The sequence below is a fragment of the Achromobacter xylosoxidans genome (assembly GCF_001457475.1).
Taxonomy (GTDB): Bacteria; Pseudomonadota; Gammaproteobacteria; order Burkholderiales; family Burkholderiaceae_B; genus Achromobacter; species Achromobacter xylosoxidans.
On record NZ_LN831029.1, the window covers coordinates 5555215 to 5579193 of the forward strand.

Consider the following 23979-nt stretch of genomic DNA (forward strand, 5'->3'; position numbering starts at 1 on the left):
CGGGGTGCCTGGGGGGTGGGCAACCTCGATGCGCCCGAGGGAATCTGAAGGAGCAGCCGCAGGCTGTGACGAAGATGACAACGGGGCAGTCCGGAGCGAACGCTCCGGACCGCAATCGTGGGCGCCCTCCCCCCAGGCGCCCCGCGCAACGGGCGGCCTACGCCCCTCCGGCCGCAAAAAAAGATCAGTCCCGAAAATTCTCGAACTGCAACGGCAAATCCACGTCCGTCTTCTTCAACAACGCAATCGCCGTCTGCAGATCATCCCGCTTCTTGCCGCTGATCCGCAGCTTGTCGCCGTTGATCTGGCTTTCGACCTTGAGCTTGGCGTTCTTGATCGCCGCGATCAGCTTCTTGGCCACCGGCTGCTCGATCCCCTGCTTCACCGTGATCTTCTGCCGCGCCCCGCCCAGGTTCTCCAGCGGATCCGCCACGTCCAGGCAGCGCACGTCGATCCCGCGCGCCGACAGCCGGCCGCGCAGGATGTCCAGCATCTGCTTGAGCTGGAACGCGCTCGACGCCACCTGCGTCACCACGAAGCCTTCCAGTTCGAACTTGGCATCCGTGCCCTTGAAATCGAAACGGGTGGCGAGCTCGCGGTTGGCCTGGTCGATGGCGTTGGTGAGTTCGTGTTTGTCGACTTCGGAGACGACGTCGAAAGTAGGCATGACACTGGGTCCTGTCGGTAGATGAAGAAAAGGCGGCCGCGGCCGCCGCGATTGCCCCATTTTACCGGGGCTCGCCCCCCTCAAGCCATCAGCACCAGCAACCGGTCCGGCTGCAACGGATGCGGCATCACCTGCGCCTGGATGCCGTACGCCAGATACAGGTTGGCCGGCGTCAGCACCTGCGCCGGCGTGCCCTGCGCGATCGCCTGGCCGCCGCTCAGCAACAGTAGCCGGTCGCACCAGCGCGCCGCCAGGTTCATGTCGTGCAGGATCACCAGCACGCCGGTATTGCCTTCGTGCGCCAGTTGCGCTGCCCGTCGCATCAGGTCGGCCTGGTGCCTGGGATCGAGGCTGGCGGTCGGTTCGTCCAGCAGCAGGTAGCGGGCCTCGCCCGGGACGCGCGCCGCGCGGCATTGCACCAGCACCCGGGCGAATTGCACCCGCTGCTGCTCGCCGCCCGACAGCTGCGGATAGCGCCGGCCGTCCAGGTGGCTGACGTCGGCCCATTCCAGAGCCTGGCGCGCCAGGTCATCGACCTCGGCCGGCGACAGCTCCGGAAACGGATACGCGCCCATCGCCACCACCTCGCGCACGCCCAGGTCGAAGGTCAGCCCGGGCTTCTGCGGCAGCACCGCGCGCTTGCGCGCCTGCGCGCGCGGCGGCAGCGCGCGCAGCGGGCGGCCGTCCAGCGCCAGGCTGCCGCCATCGGCCTCCAGCTCGGCCGCCAATGCGCCCAGCAGGGTCGATTTGCCGGCGCCGTTGCTGCCCAGCAGGCCCACCACCTCGCCCGGCCGGATCGCCAGCGAGACGCGGTCCAGGATGCGCTTGCCGTCGCGCGCCAGCGTCAGGTTCTCGGCGGCCAGCATCAACCGTGCCTCCGGCCGCGCGCCAGCAGCCACAGGAAGAAGGGACCGCCCACCAGCCCGGTCACCAGGCCGATCGGCAGTTCGGCCGGCACCACCACGATCCGCGCCAGCCAGTCCGCCAGCGTCATCACCAGCCCGCCGCCCAGCAGGCAGGCCGGCAGCAGCAGGCGGTGGTTGGCGCCCAGCGTCATGCGCGCCAGGTGCGGCACCACCAGGCCGACGAACACGATGGTGCCGCTGGCGGCCACCAGCGGCCCGACGATGAGGGTGCAGGCCAGCACCAGCCGGGCGCGCGCCTGCTTGAGCGAATAGCCCAGGTGCTGGGCCTCGCGCTCGCCCAGCAGCAGCGCGTTCATCACGCGCCATTGGCGCAGCAGCCAGCACGACAGCAGCAGCACCCATGGCCCCAGGAACGCCAGCAGCTTCCAGCTGGCGCCGGCCAGGCTGCCCATGTTCCAGAAGGTCAGGTCGCGCAGCTGCGCATCGGACGCCATGAACGTGAACAGCCCGATCAGGCTGAAGGCGATGGCCGTGATGGCCACCCCCGCCAGCAGCAGCCCGGCCACGCCCGGCACGCGCCGTCCCACCACATAGGCCGACAGCGTCGCGACCAGGCTGCCGATGAAGGCGCCCGGCGCGGTGTACCAGAAGCCGCCGTGCGTCATGACGATGGCGATGACCGCGCCCAGCGAAGCGCCGGCGGAAATGCCGATCAGCCCCGGCTCGGCCAGCGGATTGCGGAACAGCGCCTGCAACGCCGCGCCGGAGATCGCCAGGCCCGCGCCCATCACCACCGCCAGCAATACCCGCGGCAGGCGGATGTCGATCAGCACGTTGCGCCACAGCGCCTGTTCAGGCGTGGGCGCGCCCCACAACAACGACGGCAGTTCACGCAGCGGGATCGGCACCGCGCCGCTGGCGCTGGCCGCCAGCACCGCCAGCACCAGCGCCGCGGCCAGCAGCGCCAATGCCAGCGGCGCCCTAGCGCGCCATGGCATGCGCCGCCTCCTGCTTGAGCTGGATCAGCGCCTGCGGCAGCCGCGGCCCCAGACCCAGGATCAGCAGATCGTCCATGACGATGATGCGCTGTTTCGCCGCGGCTTGCGTCGCCGCGATGCCGGGCAGGCGCGCAAAGCCCTCCAGGCCGCCGCTGGCCTGCAGCGATTCACGCGTGACGATGATCAGGTCGGGCGCCAGCGCGCCGATGGCCTCGGGCGACAGCGGCTTGTAGCCCTGCTGTCCCGCCAGCACGTTGTCCAGGCCGGCCAGGCGCATGATCTCGGCCGCCGCGGTGCCGCGCCCCGCGCCCTGCGGCGCGCCGCTGCGGTTGATCAGCAGCAATGCCCGCGCGCGCGTTGCCGGCATGGCTTCGGCCTTGGCCAGTTCGCCTGTCACGTCCCGCACCATCTGTTCGCCGGCCGGCGCCACGTCGAGCGCGGCCGCCACGGCGCGGATGCGCGCCTTGAGCGAATCGACCGACGGCGCGTCCGGCACGCTCACCACCCGCACGCCGACTTCGCCCAGGCGCTTGAGCGCGTCGGGCGGACCGGCCTGCTCCGACGCCAGCACCAGGTCGGGCTGGAGCGCCAGCACGCCTTCGACCGGCACGGCGCGGTAATAGCCGACCCGCGGCAGACGGGTCGCTGCCTCCGGATACAGGCTGGACTGATCGTCGCCGACCAGCCGCTCGCCCTGCCCCAGGCCGTAAACGATTTCCGTCACGGTTCCGCCCAGGGTCACCACGCGCGCGGGCGGCGCCGCCTGCGCGGCCGCCACCAGCATCCATCCCGCCGCCACCGCCAGCCATTTCTTCATTGCATCATCCTCATGCGGCCAGCGGCACGCGGCACAGGCCCGACATCAATTCACGCCAACCCGTCAGTTCCGGCTTGCCCGGCTTGCGCTCGCCAAAGAACTGCGCGATCAGGTCGCCGCTGGACGAATACAGCTCCAGCGACGTCACCCAGCCATCGCTGGTGGGTTTGTTCACCACCCAGGCCGACGCGATGGCGCTGGTGTCCAGGTGCAGGTTGAAGGTCGGATCCAGCACGTTGAACCAGGGGCCGGTGCGGCGCAACTGGTGCACCGGGCCGGTGTGGATCTGGATCATGCCGCGGTTGCCCACGAAGCACATGATCGACAGGCCGCTGGCCGCCGCCGACTCCAGCATGCGTTCGACCGACTCCATCGGCACCGTCTGCGCCAGGTCCTCGCCGGCCGCGGCCAGCGCCGCCAGGCGCGACACCTTGAACTTGCGCAACAGCGGGAAGAACTCGTGCGTGTCCTGCATGCCGAGCCAGGCCTGCCGCCACTGGGCGCTGTCCTCGACGCTCGGCGCGTCGGTGGCGGCGGCATAAGGCGCGGTGTCGGGCCAGCGCGAGGCGCCCGCGAACTTCGCCACCAGCGCGTCGTACGCGGCGGCATCGGTGGCCTCGGTGCGGTAGACCTTGTGCACCGCCACGCCCGCGCCGTCGAAGAACTGCAGGCTGTGGCGGCCGTCCTGCTCGACCGCCCAGGCGGAGGCCCAGCACGAGAAGAACACCCGCAGGTCGATGTCCGGCCCCAGCACCAGGCCGACCGGGCCGTCGGCCTGGATGTCGAGGTAGGCGCCATGGCGTTCGTGCACGCACCAGTCGTTGCGCGTCAGGGCCATCACCGGCCCCAGCGTGCCCAGTTCGCGGAAGATCTCCTGCGGCTGGCCATGCAGTTCGACTGCCTTGACACCGCCACAGCCGGCGGCGACCCATTCGGCCTCGGACACGCCGAGTTCCTGGGCCAGGTTGCGGGCGCGCAGGCCGGGCTTGGACGCCGCCAGCGCTTCGTTGCGGGCGCGCAGCTCGGCGGCGCGGGTGTCGAAATCGGGGTGCTTCACTTCGTTGCTCATTGCGGGCCCTCCGGCCGGAATGGAAAATCGGGACTGCCGCCGCTGACGCGCGGCGGCAGCGCGGGTCAGTATTGATACGTCAGTGAGACGCGCAGGCTGCGTCCCGGTTCGGTGTACCAGTCCACCGGCCGCGGCAGCGCCGTGGCGCCTGCGGTCGGCACGTTGATGGCTTCCCAGTACTTCTTGTCGAACAGGTTGAACACGCCGGCCTGCACCTGCAGGCCCTTCACCGAGGCCGGGCGCCAGTAGCCCATCAGGTCCACTACGCCATAGCCAGGCGCCTGGAAATCACGGTTGGGCGCCTTGGCGGAAGCGTCCGGATACTCGGCCTTGTTGCGACGCAGGGCCGTGGTCAGCATCGCGTCCACGCCCCATGCGTCGCGGCCATAGCCGACGCCCAGCACGGCCTTGAGCGGCGCCACCGAATTCAGGTACTGGCCGGTGCCCTCGTCCTTGCCCACGGCCCATGCCAGCGAGCCCCAGGTGCGCCAGCCCGGCGAGAATTTCCAGTGCGCGCTGGCCTCGGCGCCATAGATGCGCACCTTGGCGCGGTTGACGTTGCCGGTGATGCCCAGCGGATACTGCCCGGCCCAACCCGCCTGCCATTGCGGCGAACCGGCGTCCAGCGGCACGTTGCTGTCGATGAAGTTCCGGTAGCGGTTATCGAAGAACGATAACGCGCCCCCCAGCGAATCGGAACCCAGCTTGGCGCCCAGTTCCCAGCCCTTGCTGGTTTCCGGCTTCAGGTAGGGGTTGCCGACCCGCAGGTAGGTGCCCGGGCCGCCGTAGTTGGTGTAGAGCTGCGTCGCGCTGGGCGCCTTGAAGCCGTAGGCGTACTGCGCGTACAGGTTCAGTTCGTCCGCGGCCTTCCAGGTGGCCAGCAGCTTGGGCGAGAAGCGCCCGCCGCCATTGTCGGGCGGCAGCGCGCCGCCGTTGCGGTTGCTGGCGTAGCTTTCGGTGGACTTGGGCTTCTGCTCGTAATGGTCGTAGCGCAGCGCCGGCATGACCGTGTAGCGGCCGTCGGCGAAGCTGAATTCGTCGGAGGCCCACAAGGCCCACTGGCTGCCCTTGGACAGCGGCACGTCGGCCTGGTTGGTGTGCAGCATGTCGCAGGTGCTGGGGAACGGCGGCCTGGGCGTGCCCGGAGGGATCGCCGGGCAATTGTCGTAACCGCTGGAGTTCTGCTCTGTCTTGTTGCCGTACCACTCGGCTCCCAGCGTCCATATTTGCGACACCGAGGCGCCGGCGAAACGCTTGGACAGTTCTGCATTGGCGCCGAACATGGTCTGGCGGATGGAATTGTTGCGGCCATAAGCGCCGCTTGGAAAGCTATTGGGACGGCTGGCAACCCGCTGCGCATCCAGCGCGCTGTCGAGCTGCATGCGTTGCCAGTACACCACCGCCGTGGCGCTGTCGATCCAGCCGCCCTCGCCCGGCGCCTTGTAGGCATAGTCGAACGACACGCGCTCGCGCTCGGTTTCCTTTTTGGTGGTGTTCTCGCCGATCTGGTAGCTGGTGCCCGGGCCCTGCTCGAACATGCTGTCCTGGGTGGCGTTGCGCTTGAAGTACTCGCCGGTCAGGCCGAAACGATGTCCGCCATCCACGCGCTGTTGCAGCTTGAGCAGGAAACTGCGCTGGTCGTAGTCTTCGGGCGTCGGCTCGCTGCGGCGCGGGCCGTAGCCGCCTACGTCGCCACGGTTGTCGAGCGCGTGGCCGTTGCGCACGCCCGCCTGCACCAGCCAGAAGGTGTTGTCATGGATCTGCCCGGCCAGCGCGGCGTTGGCGCCCCAACTGCTGTCGGCGGTGTCGTAGTCGGTCTTGGCCAGCGCGCCGAAGGTCTTGCCGTCGGTCAGCAGGTCGGCCGGGCTGAGCGTGTACAGGTCGGCCAGTCCGGAAATGGCCCCCGAACCGCCCGAGCCGGCGTCGGCGCCACGCACGACGTCCAGGCGCGACAGCGTATTGAAGTCCACCGCCTCCAGGCCGCCCTTGACGCCCCGGGCGCCGTCGTCGAGCCAGGGCAGCCGGATGCCATCGACCCGCGTCAGCACGCGGTCCTGGTCGAGCCCGCGGATGTTGATGCTGTTGTTCTGGCGGTTGAAGCTCACGCCGGGTTCGGCGCGCTTGCCCAGGTCGCTCCAGTTCTTGATCTGCAGGTCGTCCATGCGCTTGCGGTCGGTGCGCGTTTCCCATGCCGGCGCCGCCACCGCGCCTTCGCCCTGGACCGTGACCGGCGCGAGTTGCGCGACACCCGGCTGCGGCAAGGCCTGCAACACGAATACGCCGGGGCTGCGCTCGCGCGCGGCCAGGCCGCTGCCAGCCAGCAGGCGGGCAAAGCCGTCAGCCACGGTGTATTCCCCATTCAAGCCCGCGCCACGGCGCTGGCCCACCAGCGTCGCGTCGAACAGCACCGTGACGCCGGCATGGTCGGCAAAGCGCGCCAGGTTCTCGGCCAGCGGGCCGGCCGGGATGCGGTAGCTGCGCGCCTGCTGCGCCGGCGCGGCCTGCGCCTGCGCGGCGGCGGCCGGCCACAGCATGGCGGCCGGCGCGGCCAACGCGGTGGCAAGGCGCAACGCCAGGGTCAGGCGGGTCAGTCGGCATGGGGCCTCTCGGTTGATGGGATAGCCGCGCACGCGGCTGGCGGGGAAATGAGCCATGGTCGTCCTTTCGATCCAACGGGTATCGGCATTCGTGTGCCTCTACTGACCATGACCCTCGACATTCGCGGACCGGACAGCGTGTCCTCGGTTTTTTTGTAACAACGACGATTCACGCCTGTCCGGCGCGCGGCGCGATCGTCACCCAATACGCGCTGCGATAGCGCACCCGCACCGGCAGCGTCGACGGCAAGGCCGCCAGCACCGCGTCGGTGTCATGCAACTGGAACGCGCCCGAAAGCCGCAGGCCCGCCACTTCGGGGTCGCACCGCAGCAGGCCCGGCCGGTAGCGGCCCAGTTCAGCGGCGAACGCATCCAGGCGCCAGGCGTTGACGTGCAGCACGCCACGGGTCCAGTCGGCCGCATGCGGATCGGCCGGCTCGGGGCGCGCGGGCGCGTCATCGCGCAGCCATGCCTGCTCGCCGGCCGCCAACGGCACGACCACGCCGCCGCCCCGCAGGTTGACGCGCCCTTCCTGCACGCTCACGCGGCAGGCGGCGCCGTCCTGGCGCATGCAGAAGCGCGCCGCCCGCGCCTGCACCTCGCCCTGCCGGGCGCGCACCACGAACGGGCGCGGATGGGCGCCCGACTCTTCCACGGCGTGGACCGCGATCTCGCCGGCGCGCAGACGCAGCAACCGCAGGTCGGCGTCGTACAGCACGTCGACCGCGCTGGCGGTGTTCAGGTGCATGGAAGAGCCGTCGCTCAGCGCGACCCGGCGCTGCTCGCCCGTGGCGCTGCGGTAGTCGGCGCTCCACTCGAACGGGCTGGCGCGCCACGCGGCCCAGCCGGCGGGGCCGGCCACGATCAGCGCGGCCAGGGTCTTGAGGGCCGCGCGGCGGCCGGCCAGGTCGGGCCGGTTCAGCGCCGCCATGCCCAACGAGGACGGCACCAGGCCGAGACGCTGGTTGACGCGCTGCGCCCGTTGCCAGGCATGTTCGTGTTCGGCCCTGCTGGCGCGCCACTGCGCGCAGGCGCGCACGTCGGCCTCGGTGGCGCGCTCGGAACTCAGGCGCAACAGCCAGCGCGCCGCCTCGCGCGCCACCTTGCGGTCGACGGCGGGCAGCTCGCCCGCGGCGCCCCACGGCGCGCTTACATCACCGCCATGATGCATTGTTCGTACCCCTTGGCGATGTAGCGGTGCACCGAGCGCAGCGACACGTTCAGCCGCGCGGCGATCTCGGCGTGGCCGAGGCCTTCGAGCTGCGCCATCAGGAAAACCTGCCGCGCCGGAAGCGGCAGGCCCGCCAGCATCTCGTCGATTTCCTGCAGCGTCTCGAGGACCAGCAGGCGCTGCTCGGGCGACGGCGCCCGGGCCTCGGGCAGCGTGGCCAGCGCGTCCAGGTAGGCCCGTTCGAGCGAGCGGCGCCGGTGCAGGTTCAGCACCAGGCGCTTGGCGATGGTGGTCAGGTAGGCGCGGGGTTCGCGCAGCGCGTCCAGCTCGTGCCGGTGGCGCAGCACGCGCACGAAGGTGTCCTGCGCCAGGTCTGCGGCGTCGAACGAATCGCCCAGCTTGGCCCGCAGCCAGTTGTGCAGCCATCCGTGGTGCGCGCGGTAAAGCAGGTGGACGGCGTCGCCGCAGGCAAGCGCAAGGTTGGACACGGTAGGCTCCCGAACACACTTGATCACAAATAAAAATCAATCTCATTCTAAATGGAAAACCCTGACCCAGGTCAAGAACCCCGCCCGCGCAAGGGTGGCGATATGATGGGGACGGACTTGCCCGACCGGCCGCCCCGCCGCTGGCGCGACGTCCCTTCCCCCTCTTGCCCAAGGCCGACCCGATGCTCTACAGCGCGTTCAAACTGATCCACCTGCTGGCCGTCATTCTCTGGGTGGGCGGCATGCTGTTCGCCCACTGTTTCCTGCGGCCGGCGGCCGCGCAGCTGGAGCCGCCACAACGGCTGCGACTGATGCATGCGGTGCTCGGCCCGTTCCTGAATGCCGTGCTGGCCGCGATCGTGCTGATCCTGGCCACCGGCGCGGCGATGATCGGCCAGGAGGCGTCCCAGGCCGCGCAGACGGGCGGCGCCTTCTTCATGCCGCGCGGCTGGACGGTGATGGCCGCCGGCGGATTGATCATGGCCGTGATCTACGCCTACATCCGCGCCGCGCTCTATCCCCGGCTGCGGGCGGCGGTGGCCGCCTCCGACTGGCCGCGCGGCGGCCAGGCGATGGCCGGCATCCGCCGCTGGGTCGGCGTCAACCTGGCGCTGGGACTGGCGATCATCGCGGCCGTTTTCCTGCTCTGACACCCCGCGGTCCGGTCCGGCCGCTTCGGTGGCGCGCAGCTATCGGCCAGACCACGGCGGCTATCGGATTTCTTTGGACTGGTGCAATACGCCGTACATCCGGCGTGGCCACACTGGCTCGGACTCTCGCGGGTCCCACATAAAAGGAAAATCCATGATCAAGCGCATCCTGCCCCTGGCCGCCCTCGGCCTGTCCTTCGCCACCCTCTCGGTCGCCCTGGCCGCCGCCCCCATCGACAACAGCGCGCTGGAACAGCCCGCGTTCCGCGACCACAAGGCCACCTATGGCGTGGTGTACCGCCTGCCCAAGGAAGTCAACGCAGTGCTCGACGCGAAGGTCAACGGCACGCTCAAGCAGGACCTGCTCGCGCTGGGCCTGAAGACCGAGGCGGAAACGCCCAATATCCCCCACGTCACGGTGGTCCACATCCACAGCGCCGACCCCGCCACGCCTCAGCGCATGCTGCGGGCGCTGCCCAAGCCGCCGGCGCCGCTGGCCGTCACGCTCAAGGGCTTCTACCCCACCGAGGCCGCCAAGGGCGCGGGCCATCCGTGGTGGCTGGACCTGGGCGTGGTCAAGAGCGGCGCGGGCTTCGAGGCCATGATGGCCTACAACACGGTAGCCACGGCCGCGCTGGCGCCGCTGCGCGATGGCCCGCTGCCGCGCGTGACCGGCCCGGTGTACGCCAAGATGGGCGAGGCCGGCCGCGACCTGGTCAAGACCATGGGCGTGAGCGGCGTCAACGTGATGAAGGACGGCAAGGAAGTGCGCGCCCACAATCCGCACACCACGCTGGTCTACAGCATGGCGCCGTACGACGCCCGCCTGGCCGACGCCATGAAGCAGGAATCCGACAAGTTCAACGCCGCGCTGCCCGACGGCATCGCCACCACCTTCAAGGACGTGTCCATCGTCGAGATCGGCTTTGCCGGCAACGTGCTGCGCGAGATCTACCGCGTCAGCCTGGAAGACGGCTCGGCCATCGACGTGGCCAGCGGCAAGCCGGTCAGCCGCTAGCTGGAAGCATCCGCGGCCAGGCGCTCGCGCAGCACGTCGCGCACCTGGCCGCGCAGCCACGCCTGCAACGGCGCGGCATGCTGACCGGTATGGCGGTGGCGCAAGGCCTGAGCAGGCGGTCGAAGGTGGTCTCGCGCCCGTGCATCGGCTCGAACGCAAACCACTTGATGATTGAGGGCCGCGGCTTCCGGCTGCTGCCATTCCGTGGCAGCATTACGGCGTCCCGCCCTTGCCCGCCTACATGTCCCGCGCCGAACGACTCCTGGACCTGCTGCAGACCCTGCGGCGCCATCGCCTGCCCGTCAGCGGCCACCGCCTGGCGGCCGACCTGGGCGTGAGCCTGCGCACCCTGTATCGCGACATCGCGACGTTGCAGGCGCAGGGCGCCGAGATCGAGGGCGAGCCGGGCATCGGCTACGTGCTGCGGCCCGGTTTCATGCTGCCGCCGCTGATGTTCAGCACCGAGGAGATCGAGGCCCTGGTGCTGGGCACCCGCTGGGTGGCCGGCCGTTCCGACCCGCGCCTGGGCCAGGCCGCCGCCAACGCGCTGGCCAAGATCAGCGCGGTGCTGCCGCGGGAACTGCGCGACGAACTCGACGCCATTCCGCTGCTGGTCGGCCCCAGCAGCTGGGCGGTGGTCGACCGGGTCGACCTGTCCCAGATCCGCCAGGCGATCCGCTGCGAACAGAAGATCGCCATCACCTACCGCGACGACAAGGGCGCCGACTCCGAGCGCGTCATCTGGCCGTTCGCCCTGGGTTTTTTCGACAGCGTGCGCATCGTGATGGCCTGGTGCGAACTGCGCCAGGACTTCCGCCATTTCCGCACCGACCGCATCGCCACGCTCGAACCCGGGCAGCGCTACCCGCGCCGCCGCCATGCCTTGCTCAAGGAGTGGCGCGCCATCAATGCGGCCGAGTGCAACGGCTGCTGACGCGGGGCGGCCGGTGCGACATCCGGCCAAAGACTGCTGACAAAATCTGACAGCATGTCTTTCTAAGATGAGCGCTCATCCAACCAGGAGCGCATCATGTCCGCCAAGAACTTCGTCATTTTCTACGTCGACAAGCCCGAGGCCAGCGCGGCGTTCTACAGCGCGCTGCTGAACCGCCCGCCCGTCGAAAGCTCGCCCACCTTCGCCCTGTTCGCGCTCGACTCCGGCCTGATGCTGGGCCTGTGGTCGCGCCACACCGTCGAACCGGCCGCGGCCGGCCGCGGCGGCTGCACCGAACTGGCCTTCACCGTGCCCGACGCCGACGCGCTCGACCAGCGCCACCTCGACTGGAGCCTGCGCGGCCTGCCCATCCTGCAGGCGCCCACCAACATGGACTTCGGCCGCACCTTCGTGGCGCTCGACCCCGACGGCCACCGCCTGCGCGTGTTCGCCCCGGCGCCCGACACCACGCCCGCCGAGGAGGAACTGGTCACGATCCCAGCATTCCCAGGAGCCTGAACCACAGGTAGTCCAGCGGCACCAGCGCCACGAACGACACCAGCGCGGTCAGCAGGCTCAGCGCCAGGCCGCTGCGCGCCGGCACCTGGCCCATGCCCATCGCCACCACGATGGGCGAAGCCTGGTACGGCATGATGACGGTGGCGTAGCCGGCCACCTGCGCCATCAGCACCGTCATCAACGAAAAGCCCGATGCCTGCGCCAGCGTCTCGGCCAGCGGCGTGTACAAGGCCGGCACGCCGTTGGCCGTGACCACGAAGTTCAGCGCGGCCGACAGCCCCACCAGCGAAAAGAAGCTTTGCATCGGCGCGTCGGGCGACAGCGGCAGCCAGGCCTGCAGGGCGCGGCCGATGATGCCGCCCAGGCCGCTGTCCGCCACCATCGCGGCCAGCCCCAGGATGCCCGCCACATAGATCGCGGTGCGAAAGTTCACTTCCTTGCCGAACTGCTCGCCGCTGACGAACCCCACCCTGGGCAACAGGCACACGCAGGCCGCAGCCAGCCCGACCCAGGCCGGCGACACGCCATGCCATCCGTCGGTCACCCAGCCCAGCAGCGTCAACCCCAACAACACCACCAGGCGCTTTTCAGCCGTCGTCAGCGGCAGGGCCGGCGCGGCGGGCGGCGCCGCTTCCGGCGTGTCGCGGAACAGCCACGCAATACAGGCCACCAGCACCGCGCCTTTCAGGATGCCCAGCACCGGCGCATGCAGCCACAGGTATGGCAGATAGCCCAGCTGCAGGCCGTAGCTGGATTCGATGCTGCCGGCCATCACCAGGTTGGGCACGTTGGCCGGCAGGATGGAGGTGGACAGCTGGAAAGTGCCGAAGCCCACCGCCAGCGCCAGCCCGATTCGCCCGCGCCGTCCCGCCGCCAGCCCGATCCGGTCGGCGTACGCCAGCACGATCGGCATCAGCAGCGCGATGCGGCCCATGTTCGACGGCATCACGAAAGCCAGCAGGTACGTCAGCGCGACCACGCCGGCCACCACCTTCGGATATGAACCCGACAGGCGCCGCGACAACGCGCCCGCCATGCGGTCGGCCAGGCCCGTGTACTTCAGCGCCAGCCCCAATACGTAGCCGCTCAGCACCAGCCAGAACGCCGCCGACGAGAACCCCGAAAACACCACATCGCGCGAGGCGACCGCCAGGATCATCGCGGCGCTGAAGAACAGCAGCGCCGTCAGGTACTCAGGCAGCCGCGAAAAGGCCCACAACGCGATCGTGATCGCGGTGATCAGCGCGGGTAGAATCGGAAAACCGGAGGCGACCAGATGCATGAAGAAACCACCAAAAAAAACACGAATCGGCGCAGTGTACGGACCCTGTCCGCCGCTGAAAATGCGCCATTCGCAGAGGCAGCCTGCGCGCCTCGCGTAGGCTCGCCGCCATGCGTTTCGACCTGACCGATCTGGCGCTTTTCCTGCACGTGGTGCAGGCAGGCAGCATCACCCACGGCGCCGCCCGCGCCAACCTGGCGCTGGCCGCCGCCAGCGCCCGCATCCGCAACCTCGAAGCCTCTCTCGGCACGCCGCTGCTGGAACGCCGCCGCCAGGGCGTCATTCCCACTCCGGCGGGCCTGAAACTGGCCGCGCACGCCCGCGTGATGCTGGCCCAGGCCGACCGCCTGCGCGACGACCTGGCCGATTTCTCCGGCGAATTCGGCGGCTCGGTGCGCCTGCTGTCCAACACCAACGCCCTGACCGCCTTCCTGCCCGAAGCGCTCGGCGGTTTCCTGGCGGCGCACCCGCGCATCAACGTCGAATTGCAGGAGATGCTGAGCGACGAGATCGTCGAGTGCATCGCCGATGGCTCGGCCGACATCGGCATCGTTGCCGGCACCGTCGATACCGGCGCGCTGCAGACCTACCCGTACCATTGCGATCGCTTCGTGCTGATCGTGCCCGCCGGCCATGCGCTGGCGGGCGCCGCCGAAACCGCCTTCCGCGACGTGCTGGACGAGGATTTTGTCGGCCTCGACCGCAGCAGCGCGCTGCAACGCTTCCTGGCGCGCCAGGCGCTGGTGGCGGGCGGGCCGATCAAGCTGCGCGTGCAGCTGCGCAGCTTCGACGCCATGTGCCGGCTGGTCGAGGCCGGCGTCGGTGTCGGCATCGTGCCCGAGACCACGGCCAACAGCATGTGCCGGCTGCTCGACGTGGTGTCGGTGGCACTGACCGACGCCTGGGCTTCGCGCCAACTGCTGCTGTGCGTGCAAGCGCGCGAAACGCTCAGCGCCCGCGCCCGCCGCCTGCTCGACCACCTGCTGGCCGACGCCGCCCGGATCACGCCGCCGAATACAGATCCGTCATGAACTGCGTGGCCTTGATGCCGGTGCCGGTCAGCAGCACCACGGTGCGCTCGGTCTCGCGGATCGCGCCGCGCGCGCGCAGCATATCCAGCGCCGCCGCCGCGGTGGCGCTGGTGGGCTCGGCGTAGAGCCCCATTGCCGCCAGCCTGCGCACGGCGGCAACGATGTCCGCCTCCGGCACCGCGACGGTCTGGCCGCCGCTGGCGCGGATCGCCTGCAACACCTCGCGCAGCCGCACCGGCCGCTTGATCGCGGTGCCTTCGGCCACCGTCGGCAGCACCTCGCGCGGCACCGGCGTGTCGACCCCGGCATGGAAGCTGGCGTCCACCGGCGAGCAGTTCAGGGGCTGGGCCACGAACAGGCGCGGCAGGCGTTGGATCTGTCCGGCCGCAAGCAGCTCGGCAAAGCCGATGGCGCAGCCCAGCACATTGCTGCCCGCGCCCGCCGGAATCACCACATTGTCCGGCGCCTCGAAGCCGAAGTCCTCCCACATCTCATAGGCGATGGACTTGGTGCCCTGCAGGAAGAACGGCTGCCAGTTGTGGCTGGCGTAGAAGATGCGCGCGGACGCCTCGATCGCCGCGGTCTCGGCGTTTTCGCGCGGCCCTTGCACCAGTTGCACGTCGGCGCCGAATGCGCGGATCTGCGCCACCTTGGCGGTCGAGGTATAGGCGGGCGCGAAGATGGTGACGTCCATGCCCGCCGCCGCGCCAAAGGCGGCGATGGCGGCGCCGCCGTTACCCGAGCTGTCCTCGGCGATGGCGCGGATGCCGATCTGGCGCAGCCACGACAGCATCACCGCCGCGCCACGGTCCTTGAAGCTGCAGGTCGGGTTGAACCATTCCAGCTTGAAATGCGGCCGCAGGCCGCCCCAGGCGCGCTCGACCATCGGCGTGCCGCCCTCGCCCATCGACACCGGCCGCGCCACGGCGCCCGGCAGCGCGGCGCGGTAGCGCCACAGCGAACGCTCGCCCCGGTCGATGTCGTCCCGCGAGATGCCCGGCAGCGGCGAGATCATCAAGGGCGCGCGCGCATCGGAACACCAGCGGGCCTCATCCAGCGCATGGCGCGCGCCGGTGACGGGATCGAAATAGTGGGGATCTGACATGGCGATCAACCTGGAGAAAGTCGAGGATGGGCGCAGTCTAGGTCCGCCCGAGCGCTCCGCGTTGCAATATCATGTTGCGATAAATGCAATGGAGAACCGCCATGGAACGTGGCGCGCTATGGGAATACCAGGTGTTCTGCGCCGTCGCGGAACGCCAGAGCTTCGTGCTGGCGGCCCGCGCCCTGGGCGCCTCGCCCAGCGCGGTCACCCGCGCGGTGCAGGCGCTGGAACGCCAGGTCGGCGCGCAGCTCCTGCTGCGCAGCAAGAACAGCGTGGTGCTGACGCCGCAGGGCGAAAGCTACTTCCAGTCGGCGCGCGGCCTCCTGCGGCTGGAAAGCGAAGCGCGCGAGGCGCTGCGCGACACCCAGTCGGGCGATCAGGGCCGTCTGCGCTTCTCGGCGCCCGACCTGCTGGGCGTGACCCTGCTGCCGGCGGTGCTGCGGCGCTACGCGGCGGACTATCCCGGCGTCACGGTGGACATCAACTACACCGACAAGTGGGTCGACCCCATCGCGGAGGGCCTGGACTTCGCCATCCGCGGCGGCTTTCCGGCATCGAGCGAGCTGCTGGGCGCGCGCCTGTGGCCGTATGCTCGGCTGCTGTGCGCCAGCCCTGACTATGTGGCGCGCATGGGGCTGCCGCGCGAGCCCGAAGAACTGGCGCGGCACCGGCTCATCATGCACACCGGGCCGCGCGTGCTGAAGGACTGGCACCTGCGGCGCGACAAGCGCATCGTGCGCATGCATGCCGAGCCGGCGGTGCGGGTCAGCACCGGCAGCGGCCTGATGGCGCTGGCGCTGCAGGGTGTGGGCATCGCCAGATTGGCGGACTGGGCGGCGGCGCCGGAGATCGCCCGCGGCACGTTGCTGCGGGTATGCCCCGGCTACACCGCCACCTCGGCGCAGGGCGTGGCGCCGCAGATGCACGCCGTGTACGCCTCGCGCTCGCTGCCGGCGCGGGCCCGCGCCATGCTGGCGGCGATCCGCCAGTGCGCGGACGCGGGCGCAGTTTGAAACGCGCCGCCGGCAACACCGGGCGAGTCCGCCGGCGCAATCGCTAGGAGCGCTGCTGGCGCGCTTGCAGCACCACCGCCGCCGCGGTCTTGCGGAACAGCAGCAGGTACAGGGCCGCCAGCACCAACAGGAACGGCACGCCGAACACCAGCGTCATCTTGAACACGCCGGTGAAGTAGGTCGTGACCAGGATCGCCAGCATGGCGCCGGCGCCCAGCAGCGTCAGCAGCGGGAAACCCGGCATGCGGAACGACAGCGCCGCGCCACCCTCGCGCGCCCAGCGGCGGCGGAAGAAGTAGTGCGTGACGAAGATCATCATCCACGTGAACAGCGCGCCGAACATCGAGATCGCCATCATCAGCGTGAACGAGGTCTCCGGATACAGCACGTTCAGCACGGTGGCGATGGCGATGCCGCTGGTCGACAGCAGCAGCGCGTTCAGCGGCGTGCCGCTGCGCGTCAGCTTGCCCAGCGCCGCCGGCGCGTGGCCGGCGCGCGACAGGCTGAACATCATGCGGGTGGTGATGTACAGCTGGCTGTTCATGGCCGACAACGCCGCCACCAGCACGATGAAATTGATGACGCCGGCCGCGTACGGCACCTGCACCGCCTCCATCACCGTCACGAACGGGCTGCCGCCCTTGCCGGCCTGGTCCCACGGCACGATGGCCAGGATCAGCGCCAGCGTCAGCAGGTAGAACACCACCAGCCGCACGATGGTGGCGCGGAACGCCTTCTTCACCGCGCGCTCGGGGTCCTCGGCCTCGCCCGCCGCCACCGCGATCATCTCCACGCTCAGGTAGCTGAAGATCGAGATGACCACCGCGATCCACATGCCCCACACGCCGTTGGGGAAGAAGCCGCCGTGCGCCGTGTACTGCGCCGCGCCGTATTGCGGACTGCCCCAGACCACGTAGGCGCCCAGGATGATGAACGCCACGATGGCGCTGATCTTGATGGTCGAGAACCAGTACTCGATGGTGCCGAACGCCTTCACGCTCATGGCGTTGATGAAGATCAGCGCCGCCGAGAACAGGCAGACCCATTGCCAGCCGGGCACCGACGGGAACCAGAACTTCATGTACTCGGCCACCGCGGTGACCTCGGTGCCCACCGCCAGCACCACGCACGACCAGTACGCATAGCGCACCAGGAAGCCGGCCAGCGGGCCGATGTAGTGCTCGGCGTAGGCGCCGAACGAGCCCGAGGTGGAATGCGCCACCGTCATCTCGGCCAGGCAGCCCATCAGCAGCAGCGTGATCAGCCCGCCGATGGCGTAGCTGATGATGACGCTGGGGCCGGCGAAACCGATCGCGAACTTGCTGCCCAGGAACAGGCCGGTGCCGATGGCCCCGCCGATCGCGATCATGCTCATCTGGCCGGACGTCAGGCGGCGCTTGAGCCCCTGCTCGCGTTCGGCGATCCTGCCGAATCCTTGTTGTTGTGTCATTGTCTCCTCCGGTACTGCGCTCTCTTGCTGGATGTCGCTTGGGCCGGTGCGCGGCAGGTCAGGTCACGGCCGAACGCTGCTTGAACTCGGGCTTGTCCCAGGCCTTGCTGTCGAGCACGTCTTTCAGGATCTCGACCGCGTCCCAGACGTCGGCGTAGCCGAAGTACAGCGGCGTCAGGCCGAAGCGCAGCACCTCGGGCTCGCGGTAGTCGCCGATCAGGCCGCGCGCGATCAGCGCCTGCATGACCTCGTAGCCGTTCGGGTGGCGCAGGCTCACGTGGCTGCCGCGCTGGGCATGGTCGCGCGGCGTCACCAGCGTCAGCGGATGGCCGGCGCAGCGTTCCTCGACCAGGGCGATGAACAGGTCGCCCAGCGCCAGCGACTTCCTGCGCACCTCGGCCATGTCGGTCTCGCGCGCCACGTCCAGGCCGCATTCGACCATGGCCAGCGACACGATCGGCTGGGTGCCGCACAGGTAGCGGCGGATGCCGCCGGCCGGCTCGTAGGCGACCGTCATGTCGAACGGACGCTGGTGACCCCACCAGCCCGACAGCGGCTGCCAGAAATCGGGAATGTGGCGCGGCGCCACCCAGATGAAGGCCGGCGAGCCCGGGCCGCCGTTCAGGTACTTATAGGTGCAGCCCACGGCGTAGTCGGCGTCGGCGCCGTTCAGGTCCACCGGCACCGCGCCGGCGGCGTGCGCCAGGTCCCAGATGACCAGCGCGCCGCGCTCGTGCGCCTGGCGCGTGACCGCAGCCATGTCGTGCATCTGCCCGCTGCGGTAGTTGACGTGCGACAGCAGCACCACCGCCACGTCCTCGTCCAGCGCCCGGTCCAGCGGCAGCTCGTCGTCGATCAGGCGCATCTCGTAGCCCTGCTGCAGCAGGTCGATCATGCCCTGGATCATGTACAGGTCGGTGGGAAAGTTGTCGCGTTCGGACAGGATCACGCGGCGCTTGGGCTGGCGCTTCTGCTGGATGCGCAGGCTGGCCGCCAGGGCCTTGAAGATGTTCAGCGAGGTGGTGTCGGTGATGACCAGTTCGCCCGCCTTCGCGCCGAGCAGGCCGGCCAGCTTGTCCCCCAGCCGCGACGGCAGTTCGAACCAGCCGGCGGTGTTCCAGCTGCGGATCAGGCCAGTGCCCCATTCCTGGGTGATGACCTCGGCGGCGCGCGCGGCGGCGGCGCGCGGCATCACGCCCAGCGAGTTGCCATCCATATAGAGCACGCCGGGCGGCAGGTCGAAACGCGCCTTCAGCGGCGCAAGGGGGTCCTGCCGGTCGGCGGCGACGCAGGCTTCGCGGGTGTTCATTCACAGCTCCTTCGGGCAATATGCTGGCTACATACTATCAGCGCGACCAAGCCGAATACTTGCAAAACGAGGCGTGGCTTACCCTAGGATTTCGCATTAAATTGCGCTGTAGACCATTTTTTCGAATTGGATTGCACCATGCAATTGGACGCCATCGACCACCGCATTCTCTACCGCCTGCAGGAGAACAGCCAGCTCAGCAACCAGGATTTGGCCGAGCAGGTGGCCCTGTCGCCCTCGGCCTGCCTGCGGCGGGTGCGGGCGCTGGAGGAAGGCGGCTTCGTGCGCGGCTACCGCGCCGTGCTGGACGCCGAGCGGCTGGGGTTCGAGCTGGAAGCCATCGTGCACGTGTCCCTGGATCAGTCGCGGCCCGGCTGGCACGAGGAATTCCTGGCCGGCATCGCCCTGTATGACGAGATCACCGAGGCCAGCATCGTCACCGGCGCCTCCAACTACATCCTGACGGTGCGCACCCGCAACCTGGCGGCCTTCTCGCAGTTCGTGGAAGACAAGCTCAGCAAGATCGCGGGCGTGCGCGACCTCTGTTCGCATATCGTCATGCGGAAAGTGAAGAACCGCGGCGGCATGCTGCCGCTGGCGGCGTGGCGCTGACGGCCCCGCGTCAGGCGTGGCGCAGGAAGCCGAACACCGTGACGAAGTGGCAGGCCGATCCGCCCATGACGAACAGATGCCAGATGCCGTGGGCATGGCGCCAGCGCTTGTCGTTGGCGTAGAACACCGTGCCCACCGTGTAGAGCGCGGCCCCGGCCAGCAGCCAGGCCAGCCCGGCGCCCGACAGCGCGCCGGCGATGGGCGCCGCGCACATCACGCCCAGCCAGCCCATCGCCAGATAGAGCGGCAAGGCTGGCGCGGCCCCGCGCGCCCACCACAGTTCGCGGCCGATGCCGTACAGCGCCAGCAGCCAGATCGCCACCGCCATGGCGGCGCCCCAGCCCAGTTCCGGCGGCACGAACGCCAGCGGCGTGTAGGTGCCGGCGATCAGCAGGTAGATGGCGCAGTGGTCGGCCTTGGCCCACAGCGCCTTGCGGCGTCCGCGCGAGCAGTGATACAGCACCGATGACGCATAGACGGCGATCATGGATGCCGCGAACACCGCGCAGGCCACGATCTGGCGCCACTCCACTTTCAGTTCCGCGGCCCGCGCGATCAGGGCCCCGGATGCAGCCACCGCCAAGGCCAGGCCGGCCAGGTGCGTGGCTCCGTTCAAGCGCTCTCCTTCGTACATGCTGCCCCTCTCCCGCGCGCAGGCGTGACGCCGACGCTTTTCATCTTGCCCAAGCCATGTGACAGCTTGGGGTCAGCACGAATATGGGGTGGCAGCAAATGGCGTTCCTGCTTGCAAGCGCGCCATTTACCCGGAAGAAGGTGACGCTCAGGCGATGAAGTCGACCGCCGCCGGATAGCCTTCCAGCGCGCGCGCCGCCAGGATGGCGCGCTGCACCGCGATCGCCATGGCCTCGGCCGCCATCACGCCGAGCAGCATCATGTTGGCGGGCTTGCCGGACGCGCCCGTGCCGAGGGCGAACACCGTATCGCCGTCGAGCATGGTGTGGATAGGATTGATGGTGCGGGCCAGGCCGTCGTGCGCGGTCTGCGCCATCTTCTGCGCCTGCGCCTTGGTCAACCTGGCATCGGTGGCCACCAGCCCGATGGTGGTGGCCGCGCCCTCGCGCATCGAGGTCGGCAGGTCGCCGGCCAGGATCGCCGCGCGCGTGTCCAGCAGCATCTTGCCGTCGGCGGTGCGGGCGCCGGCCAGCACGTGGCCGGTGGCCGGATCGACCACGTCGCCCACCGCGTTGACCGCGACGATCGCGCCCACCGTGACGCCGGCCACGGTCAGCGAGGCGCTGCCCAGGCCGCCCTTCATGGCGCGCTTGGCGCCGTACAGCTTGCCGACCGTCGCCCCGGCGCCGGCGCCGACGTTGCCCTCCTGCGGCGGCTTGGCGCTGGCCGACTTGCAGGCCTGGTAGCCGGCCGCGGCATCGGGCCGGACCGAGGCGTCGCCCACGCCCAGGTCGAACAGGATGGCGGCCGGCACGATCGGCACGTGCGCCACGCCCACGTCGAAACCGATCTTGCGTTCCTCCAGGTAGCGCATGACGCCGGTGGCCGCCTCCAGGCCGAAGGCGCTGCCGCCGGCCAGCATCACCGCATGCACTTTTTCGATCATGTTGACGGGGTTGAGCAGATCGGTCTCGCGCGTGCCCGGCGCCGCGCCGCGCACGTCCACGCCGCCGGTGGCGCCCGCTTCGGCGATGATGACCGTGCAGCCGGTCGGCCGCCGCGTGTCGGTGTAGTGCCCGACCTTGATGCCGGCCACGTCGGTGATGCTGCCGCCGCCGGGCACCCGCCGCAAACCGCCGGCGCCCTGCGCCGGCATGACACTTGCGGACGCCGCGACACCCGCCGCCGCCATCATGAAAGCCCGCCTGTTCCACTGTTGTTGCACGCCTGTCTCCATCTGGATACCGCCTGGATCAACCCCGGGCCGGGCGGCCCGGGGCGCGAATGCCGCATATGACTTGTCGCTATATTTTTACTATTCCTTATGCTTTGTGGAAAAATAGGCGCGTTGTTAGAGTGCGGCTACACCGGAAGGCGGCGCGATCGGCGCGGGCCTTTCGCAGTGATCTCTCATCCGTGGAGCATTGCCATGAAACTCTTGCGCTCGTTGTTCATCGCCGGCCTGGTCCAGGTCGCCGCCCTGTCCGCCGCCCACGCCCAGTCGGGGCTGGACCAGATCAAGTCCGCCGGCGTGTTCAAGATCGGCACCGAAGGCACCTACGCTCCCTTCACCTTCCACGACGCCTCCGGCCAGCTTACCGGTTTTGACGTCGACATTGGGCGCGCCATCGCCCAGCGCCTGGGCGTCAAAGCCGAATTCGTCGAAGGCAAGTGGGACGGCCTGATCGCCGGGCTCGACGCCAAGCGCTACGACGCCGTCATCAACCAGGTCGGCATCACCGACGCACGCCGCGCCAAGTACGACTTCTCCGATCCCTACATCTCGTCGGCCGCGGTGCTGATCGTGCGCGATGACAACACCACCATCAAGTCGTTCGCGGACCTGAAGGGCAGGAAGTCCGCCAACACGCTCACCAGCAACTTCGGCAAGCTGGCGCAGAGCCACGGCGCGGAAGTGGTTGCCGTGCAGGGCTTTAACGAAGCCATCGACCTGCTGACCTCGGGCCGCGTCGAGGCCACGGTCAACGACAACCTGTCGTTCCTGGACTTCAAGAAGCAGAAGCCCAACGCCAAGGTCAAAATCGCCGCCACCGACAAGGCCGCCGAGTTCAGCAACTCCGGCGTGCTGCTGCGCAAGAACAACCCCGAACTGGTGGCCGCCATCAACAAGGCGCTGGCCGACATCAAGGCCGACGGCACCTACAAGACCATCTCGGTCAAGTACTTCGGCACGGACCTGTCGGCGCAGCAATAAGCGGCCTCCTCGATGACGCTCCCCGCCTGGCTGCACAACGTCCTGCCCGACTGGATCCTGTCCCAGGTCGACACCCTCGCGGTGCCGGCCTGGGTGCAGTTGATGGCCGACTCGTTCTGGCCCTTGCTGCACGCCGGGCTGGTGTTCACCGTCCCGCTGACATTGATGTCGTTCGCGCTGGGGCTGGCGCTGGCCTTCGTGGTGGCGCTGATCCGGCTGTTCGGGCCGGCGCCGCTGGTGGCGCTGGTGCGCTTCTACGTCTGGCTGATCCGCGGCACGCCGCTGCTGGTGCAGCTGTTCGTGATCTTCTACGGCCTGCCCAGCGTCGGCGTGGTGCTCGACCCGTTGCCGGCGGCGCTGATCGGCTTCACGCTGAACGTCGGCGCCTACAACTCCGAAGTGATCCGTGGCGCCATCGAGTCCATCTCCAAGGGCCAGTGGGAAGCCGCCTATTCATTGAGCATGACGCGCGGCCAGGCGCTGCGCCGCACCGTGCTGCCGCAGGCCGCGCGGGTGGCGGTGCCGCCGCTGTCCAATTCCTTCATCGCCCTGGTCAAGGACACCTCGCTGGCCGCCGTGCTGACCGTGCCCGAGATCTTCCAGGCGGCCCAGCGCATCGCCGCCGTCACGTATGAACCGCTGATCCTGTACACCGAGGCCGCGCTGATCTACCTGGTGTTCAGCTCGGTGCTGTCCGCCGCCCAGGTGCGCCTGGAACGGCGCTTCGGCCAGCACGCGGTGTTTTCCGAGAAGAACCGATGATCCGCCTGGAACAGATCGAGAAATCCTTCGGCGGCAACCTGGTGCTCAAGCAGGTCGACGTGGCCATCGCCGAAGGCAGCGTCACCGCGCTGATCGGCCCGTCCGGCAGCGGCAAGAGCACCCTGCTGCGCTGTGTCAACCTGCTGGAGGTGCCCGATCGCGGCACGCTCGAGATCGGCCCGGAGCAGGTCCACTTCGAACCCGGCCTGAAGCTCGCGCGCGACCAGGTGCAGCGGGTGCGCATGCAGACCGGCATGGTGTTCCAGAACTTCCAGCTGTTCCCGCACCAGACCGTGATCGGCAACGTGATGGAAGGCCTGGTAACGGTGCAGAAATGGCCCGCCGACCGCGCCCGCGCGCGAGCCGAGGAACTGCTGCGCAAGGTCAACATGCTGGACAAGGCCGAGGCCTGGCCCGCCAATCTGTCGGGCGGCCAGCAGCAGCGCGTGGCGATCGCCCGCGCCCTGGCGCCCGCCCCCCGCGTATTGCTGTGCGACGAACCGACCTCGGCGCTCGACCCGGGCCTGGCGGCCGAAGTGGTGGACGTGCTGCGCCAGCTGGCCGCCGAGGGCATGACCATGCTGATGGCCACCCATGACCTGCGCCTGGCCGCCAGCGTTTCGCGTGAAGCGGTGTTCCTGCTCGACGGCAACGTGGTCGAAGCCGGCGCCTCGCGCGACCTGTTCACCCGACCGCGCGATCCGCGCACCGCGACGTTCATCTCGACCTTGACGCAAGAAGCCGGCCAGATCGGTTGAGGCGGCGCCCCCCAT

The 23979-nt window shown here is 69.3% G+C and carries 24 protein-coding genes; 10 read left to right on the forward strand and 14 right to left on the reverse strand.

The window, feature by feature from the left end; translation table 11 throughout:
* Positions 1–184: 184 nt before the first annotated feature.
* The 8 genes from AT699_RS25065 to AT699_RS25100 all read right to left on the reverse strand — a co-directional run bounded on the left by AT699_RS25065 (position 185) and on the right by AT699_RS25100 (position 8673).
* A complete protein-coding gene (locus AT699_RS25065; RefSeq protein WP_006386723.1) occupies positions 185–667 on the reverse strand; it encodes a YajQ family cyclic di-GMP-binding protein in 483 nt (160 codons plus the stop codon).
* 80 nt (positions 668–747) lie between these two features.
* Positions 748–1536 (reverse strand): heme ABC transporter ATP-binding protein, encoded by a 789-nt coding sequence (locus AT699_RS25070; RefSeq protein WP_026384620.1) that lies wholly within the window; start codon positions 1534–1536, stop codon positions 748–750.
* On the reverse strand, positions 1533–2531 hold the full coding sequence (locus AT699_RS25075) for a FecCD family ABC transporter permease (RefSeq protein ID WP_006386721.1): 999 nt from the start codon (positions 2529–2531) through the stop codon (positions 1533–1535). Before AT699_RS25075 ends, AT699_RS25070 begins: the two co-directional genes overlap by 4 nt.
* Positions 2515–3348: a heme/hemin ABC transporter substrate-binding protein gene (locus AT699_RS25080; RefSeq protein ID WP_024070224.1), complete on the reverse strand. Its 834-nt coding sequence runs from the start codon at positions 3346–3348 to the stop codon at positions 2515–2517. The genes AT699_RS25075 and AT699_RS25080 overlap by 17 nt, the downstream gene beginning before the upstream one ends.
* Before the next feature lie 10 nt (positions 3349–3358).
* On the reverse strand, positions 3359–4405 hold the full coding sequence (locus AT699_RS25085; protein ID WP_035182620.1) for a hemin-degrading factor: 1047 nt from the start codon (positions 4403–4405) through the stop codon (positions 3359–3361).
* 77 nt (positions 4406–4482) lie between these two features.
* The gene (locus tag AT699_RS25090) at positions 4483–7071 is read right to left on the reverse strand and encodes a TonB-dependent receptor (protein ID WP_024070225.1); all 2589 of its coding nucleotides are present in this window, start codon (positions 7069–7071) and stop codon (positions 4483–4485) included.
* 112 nt (positions 7072–7183) lie between these two features.
* Positions 7184–8185 carry a FecR domain-containing protein gene (locus tag AT699_RS25095; protein WP_024070226.1) on the reverse strand — a complete coding sequence of 334 codons (1002 nt, stop codon included), beginning with the start codon at positions 8183–8185 and terminating at the stop codon, positions 7184–7186.
* A complete protein-coding gene (locus AT699_RS25100; RefSeq protein ID WP_024070227.1) occupies positions 8164–8673 on the reverse strand; it encodes a sigma-70 family RNA polymerase sigma factor in 510 nt (169 codons plus the stop codon). The genes AT699_RS25095 and AT699_RS25100 overlap by 22 nt, the downstream gene beginning before the upstream one ends.
* 182 nt (positions 8674–8855) lie before the next feature.
* Between AT699_RS25100 and AT699_RS25105 the strand changes: the two genes are divergently transcribed.
* The 4 genes from AT699_RS25105 to AT699_RS25120 all read left to right on the forward strand — a co-directional run bounded on the left by AT699_RS25105 (position 8856) and on the right by AT699_RS25120 (position 11794).
* Entirely contained in the window at positions 8856–9323 is a 468-nt protein-coding gene (locus tag AT699_RS25105; RefSeq protein WP_024070228.1) for a CopD family protein, read from the forward strand.
* A gap of 154 nt (positions 9324–9477) precedes the next feature.
* The gene (locus AT699_RS25110; protein ID WP_006386715.1) at positions 9478–10341 is read left to right on the forward strand and encodes a hypothetical protein; all 864 of its coding nucleotides are present in this window, start codon (positions 9478–9480) and stop codon (positions 10339–10341) included.
* A gap of 241 nt (positions 10342–10582) precedes the next feature.
* A complete protein-coding gene (locus tag AT699_RS25115) occupies positions 10583–11275 on the forward strand; it encodes a helix-turn-helix transcriptional regulator (protein WP_058207637.1) in 693 nt (230 codons plus the stop codon).
* Between the two features lie 96 nt (positions 11276–11371).
* Positions 11372–11794 (forward strand): VOC family protein, encoded by a 423-nt coding sequence (locus AT699_RS25120; protein ID WP_020926592.1) that lies wholly within the window; start codon positions 11372–11374, stop codon positions 11792–11794.
* Here the strand turns inward: AT699_RS25120 and AT699_RS25125 are convergent.
* Positions 11766–13076, reverse strand: coding sequence for an SLC13 family permease (locus AT699_RS25125; RefSeq protein WP_024070230.1), 1311 nt, complete (start codon positions 13074–13076; stop codon positions 11766–11768). The two genes, AT699_RS25120 and AT699_RS25125, sit on opposite strands and share 29 nt — an antisense overlap.
* Positions 13077–13186: 110 nt before the next feature.
* Between AT699_RS25125 and AT699_RS25130 the strand changes: the two genes are divergently transcribed.
* Complete coding sequence (locus AT699_RS25130) at positions 13187–14107, forward strand: LysR substrate-binding domain-containing protein (protein ID WP_024070231.1); 921 nt, start codon at positions 13187–13189, stop codon at positions 14105–14107.
* Here the strand turns inward: AT699_RS25130 and AT699_RS25135 are convergent.
* Positions 14079–15212 (reverse strand): threonine synthase, encoded by a 1134-nt coding sequence (locus AT699_RS25135; RefSeq protein WP_024070232.1) that lies wholly within the window; start codon positions 15210–15212, stop codon positions 14079–14081. The two genes, AT699_RS25130 and AT699_RS25135, sit on opposite strands and share 29 nt — an antisense overlap.
* A 101-nt stretch (positions 15213–15313) precedes the next feature.
* Between AT699_RS25135 and AT699_RS25140 the strand changes: the two genes are divergently transcribed.
* Positions 15314–16225 (forward strand): LysR family transcriptional regulator, encoded by a 912-nt coding sequence (locus AT699_RS25140; RefSeq protein ID WP_024070233.1) that lies wholly within the window; start codon positions 15314–15316, stop codon positions 16223–16225.
* A gap of 43 nt (positions 16226–16268) precedes the next feature.
* Here AT699_RS25140 and AT699_RS25145 read toward each other — a convergent pair whose 3' ends face one another.
* Together AT699_RS25145 and kynU are read right to left on the reverse strand one after the other, a co-directional pair.
* Positions 16269–17675 carry an amino acid permease gene (locus AT699_RS25145; RefSeq protein WP_024070234.1) on the reverse strand — a complete coding sequence of 469 codons (1407 nt, stop codon included), beginning with the start codon at positions 17673–17675 and terminating at the stop codon, positions 16269–16271.
* 58 nt (positions 17676–17733) lie between these two features.
* Positions 17734–18984 (reverse strand): kynureninase, encoded by a 1251-nt coding sequence (gene kynU, locus AT699_RS25150; protein WP_024070235.1) that lies wholly within the window; start codon positions 18982–18984, stop codon positions 17734–17736.
* A gap of 138 nt (positions 18985–19122) precedes the next feature.
* Here kynU and AT699_RS25155 point away from each other — a divergent pair, with 138 nt between their 5' ends.
* On the forward strand, positions 19123–19596 hold the full coding sequence (locus tag AT699_RS25155) for an Lrp/AsnC family transcriptional regulator (RefSeq protein ID WP_006386706.1): 474 nt from the start codon (positions 19123–19125) through the stop codon (positions 19594–19596).
* A gap of 10 nt (positions 19597–19606) precedes the next feature.
* Here AT699_RS25155 and trhA read toward each other — a convergent pair whose 3' ends face one another.
* Both trhA and AT699_RS25165 read right to left on the reverse strand, forming a co-directional pair.
* Positions 19607–20230: a PAQR family membrane homeostasis protein TrhA gene (gene trhA, locus AT699_RS25160; RefSeq protein WP_006386705.1), complete on the reverse strand. Its 624-nt coding sequence runs from the start codon at positions 20228–20230 to the stop codon at positions 19607–19609.
* 147 nt (positions 20231–20377) lie between these two features.
* Positions 20378–21466, reverse strand: a complete 1089-nt coding sequence (locus tag AT699_RS25165; protein ID WP_172561413.1) for a P1 family peptidase — start codon at positions 21464–21466, stop codon at positions 20378–20380.
* Positions 21467–21658: 192 nt separating this feature from the next.
* Between AT699_RS25165 and AT699_RS25170 the strand changes: the two genes are divergently transcribed.
* From AT699_RS25170 to AT699_RS25180, 3 genes are all read left to right on the forward strand, one after another.
* A complete protein-coding gene (locus tag AT699_RS25170; RefSeq protein ID WP_006386703.1) occupies positions 21659–22444 on the forward strand; it encodes an amino acid ABC transporter substrate-binding protein in 786 nt (261 codons plus the stop codon).
* 81 nt (positions 22445–22525) lie between these two features.
* Positions 22526–23206 (forward strand): amino acid ABC transporter permease, encoded by a 681-nt coding sequence (locus tag AT699_RS25175; RefSeq protein ID WP_026384606.1) that lies wholly within the window; start codon positions 22526–22528, stop codon positions 23204–23206.
* Positions 23203–23964, forward strand: a complete 762-nt coding sequence (locus AT699_RS25180) for an amino acid ABC transporter ATP-binding protein (protein ID WP_024070237.1) — start codon at positions 23203–23205, stop codon at positions 23962–23964. Before AT699_RS25175 ends, AT699_RS25180 begins: the two co-directional genes overlap by 4 nt.
* Positions 23965–23979: the final 15 nt, after the last annotated feature.

Bases quoted from the DNA above. Each gene is read 5' to 3' on its own strand.
- trhA (WP_006386705.1), bottom strand. From the start codon at position 20,230: ATGTACGAAGGAGAGCGCTTGAACGGAGCCACGCACCTGGCCGGCCTG.
- AT699_RS25180 (WP_024070237.1), top strand. From the start codon at position 23,203: ATGATCCGCCTGGAACAGATCGAGAAATCCTTCGGCGGCAACCTGGTG.
- AT699_RS25090 (WP_024070225.1), bottom strand. From the start codon at position 7,071: ATGGCTCATTTCCCCGCCAGCCGCGTGCGCGGCTATCCCATCAACCGA.
- AT699_RS25080 (WP_024070224.1), bottom strand. From the start codon at position 3,348: ATGAAGAAATGGCTGGCGGTGGCGGCGGGATGGATGCTGGTGGCGGCC.
- AT699_RS25145 (WP_024070234.1), bottom strand. From the start codon at position 17,675: ATGACACAACAACAAGGATTCGGCAGGATCGCCGAACGCGAGCAGGGG.
- AT699_RS25130 (WP_024070231.1), top strand. From the start codon at position 13,187: ATGCGTTTCGACCTGACCGATCTGGCGCTTTTCCTGCACGTGGTGCAG.
- AT699_RS25125 (WP_024070230.1), bottom strand. From the start codon at position 13,076: ATGCATCTGGTCGCCTCCGGTTTTCCGATTCTACCCGCGCTGATCACC.
- AT699_RS25170 (WP_006386703.1), top strand. From the start codon at position 21,659: ATGAAACTCTTGCGCTCGTTGTTCATCGCCGGCCTGGTCCAGGTCGCC.
- AT699_RS25095 (WP_024070226.1), bottom strand. From the start codon at position 8,185: ATGCATCATGGCGGTGATGTAAGCGCGCCGTGGGGCGCCGCGGGCGAG.
- AT699_RS25065 (WP_006386723.1), bottom strand. From the start codon at position 667: ATGCCTACTTTCGACGTCGTCTCCGAAGTCGACAAACACGAACTCACC.
- AT699_RS25165 (WP_172561413.1), bottom strand. From the start codon at position 21,466: ATGGAGACAGGCGTGCAACAACAGTGGAACAGGCGGGCTTTCATGATG.
- AT699_RS25135 (WP_024070232.1), bottom strand. From the start codon at position 15,212: ATGTCAGATCCCCACTATTTCGATCCCGTCACCGGCGCGCGCCATGCG.
- AT699_RS25140 (WP_024070233.1), top strand. From the start codon at position 15,314: ATGGAACGTGGCGCGCTATGGGAATACCAGGTGTTCTGCGCCGTCGCG.
- AT699_RS25120 (WP_020926592.1), top strand. From the start codon at position 11,372: ATGTCCGCCAAGAACTTCGTCATTTTCTACGTCGACAAGCCCGAGGCC.
- AT699_RS25115 (WP_058207637.1), top strand. From the start codon at position 10,583: ATGTCCCGCGCCGAACGACTCCTGGACCTGCTGCAGACCCTGCGGCGC.
- AT699_RS25155 (WP_006386706.1), top strand. From the start codon at position 19,123: ATGCAATTGGACGCCATCGACCACCGCATTCTCTACCGCCTGCAGGAG.
- AT699_RS25105 (WP_024070228.1), top strand. From the start codon at position 8,856: ATGCTCTACAGCGCGTTCAAACTGATCCACCTGCTGGCCGTCATTCTC.
- AT699_RS25110 (WP_006386715.1), top strand. From the start codon at position 9,478: ATGATCAAGCGCATCCTGCCCCTGGCCGCCCTCGGCCTGTCCTTCGCC.
- kynU (WP_024070235.1), bottom strand. From the start codon at position 18,984: ATGAACACCCGCGAAGCCTGCGTCGCCGCCGACCGGCAGGACCCCCTT.
- AT699_RS25075 (WP_006386721.1), bottom strand. From the start codon at position 2,531: ATGCCATGGCGCGCTAGGGCGCCGCTGGCATTGGCGCTGCTGGCCGCG.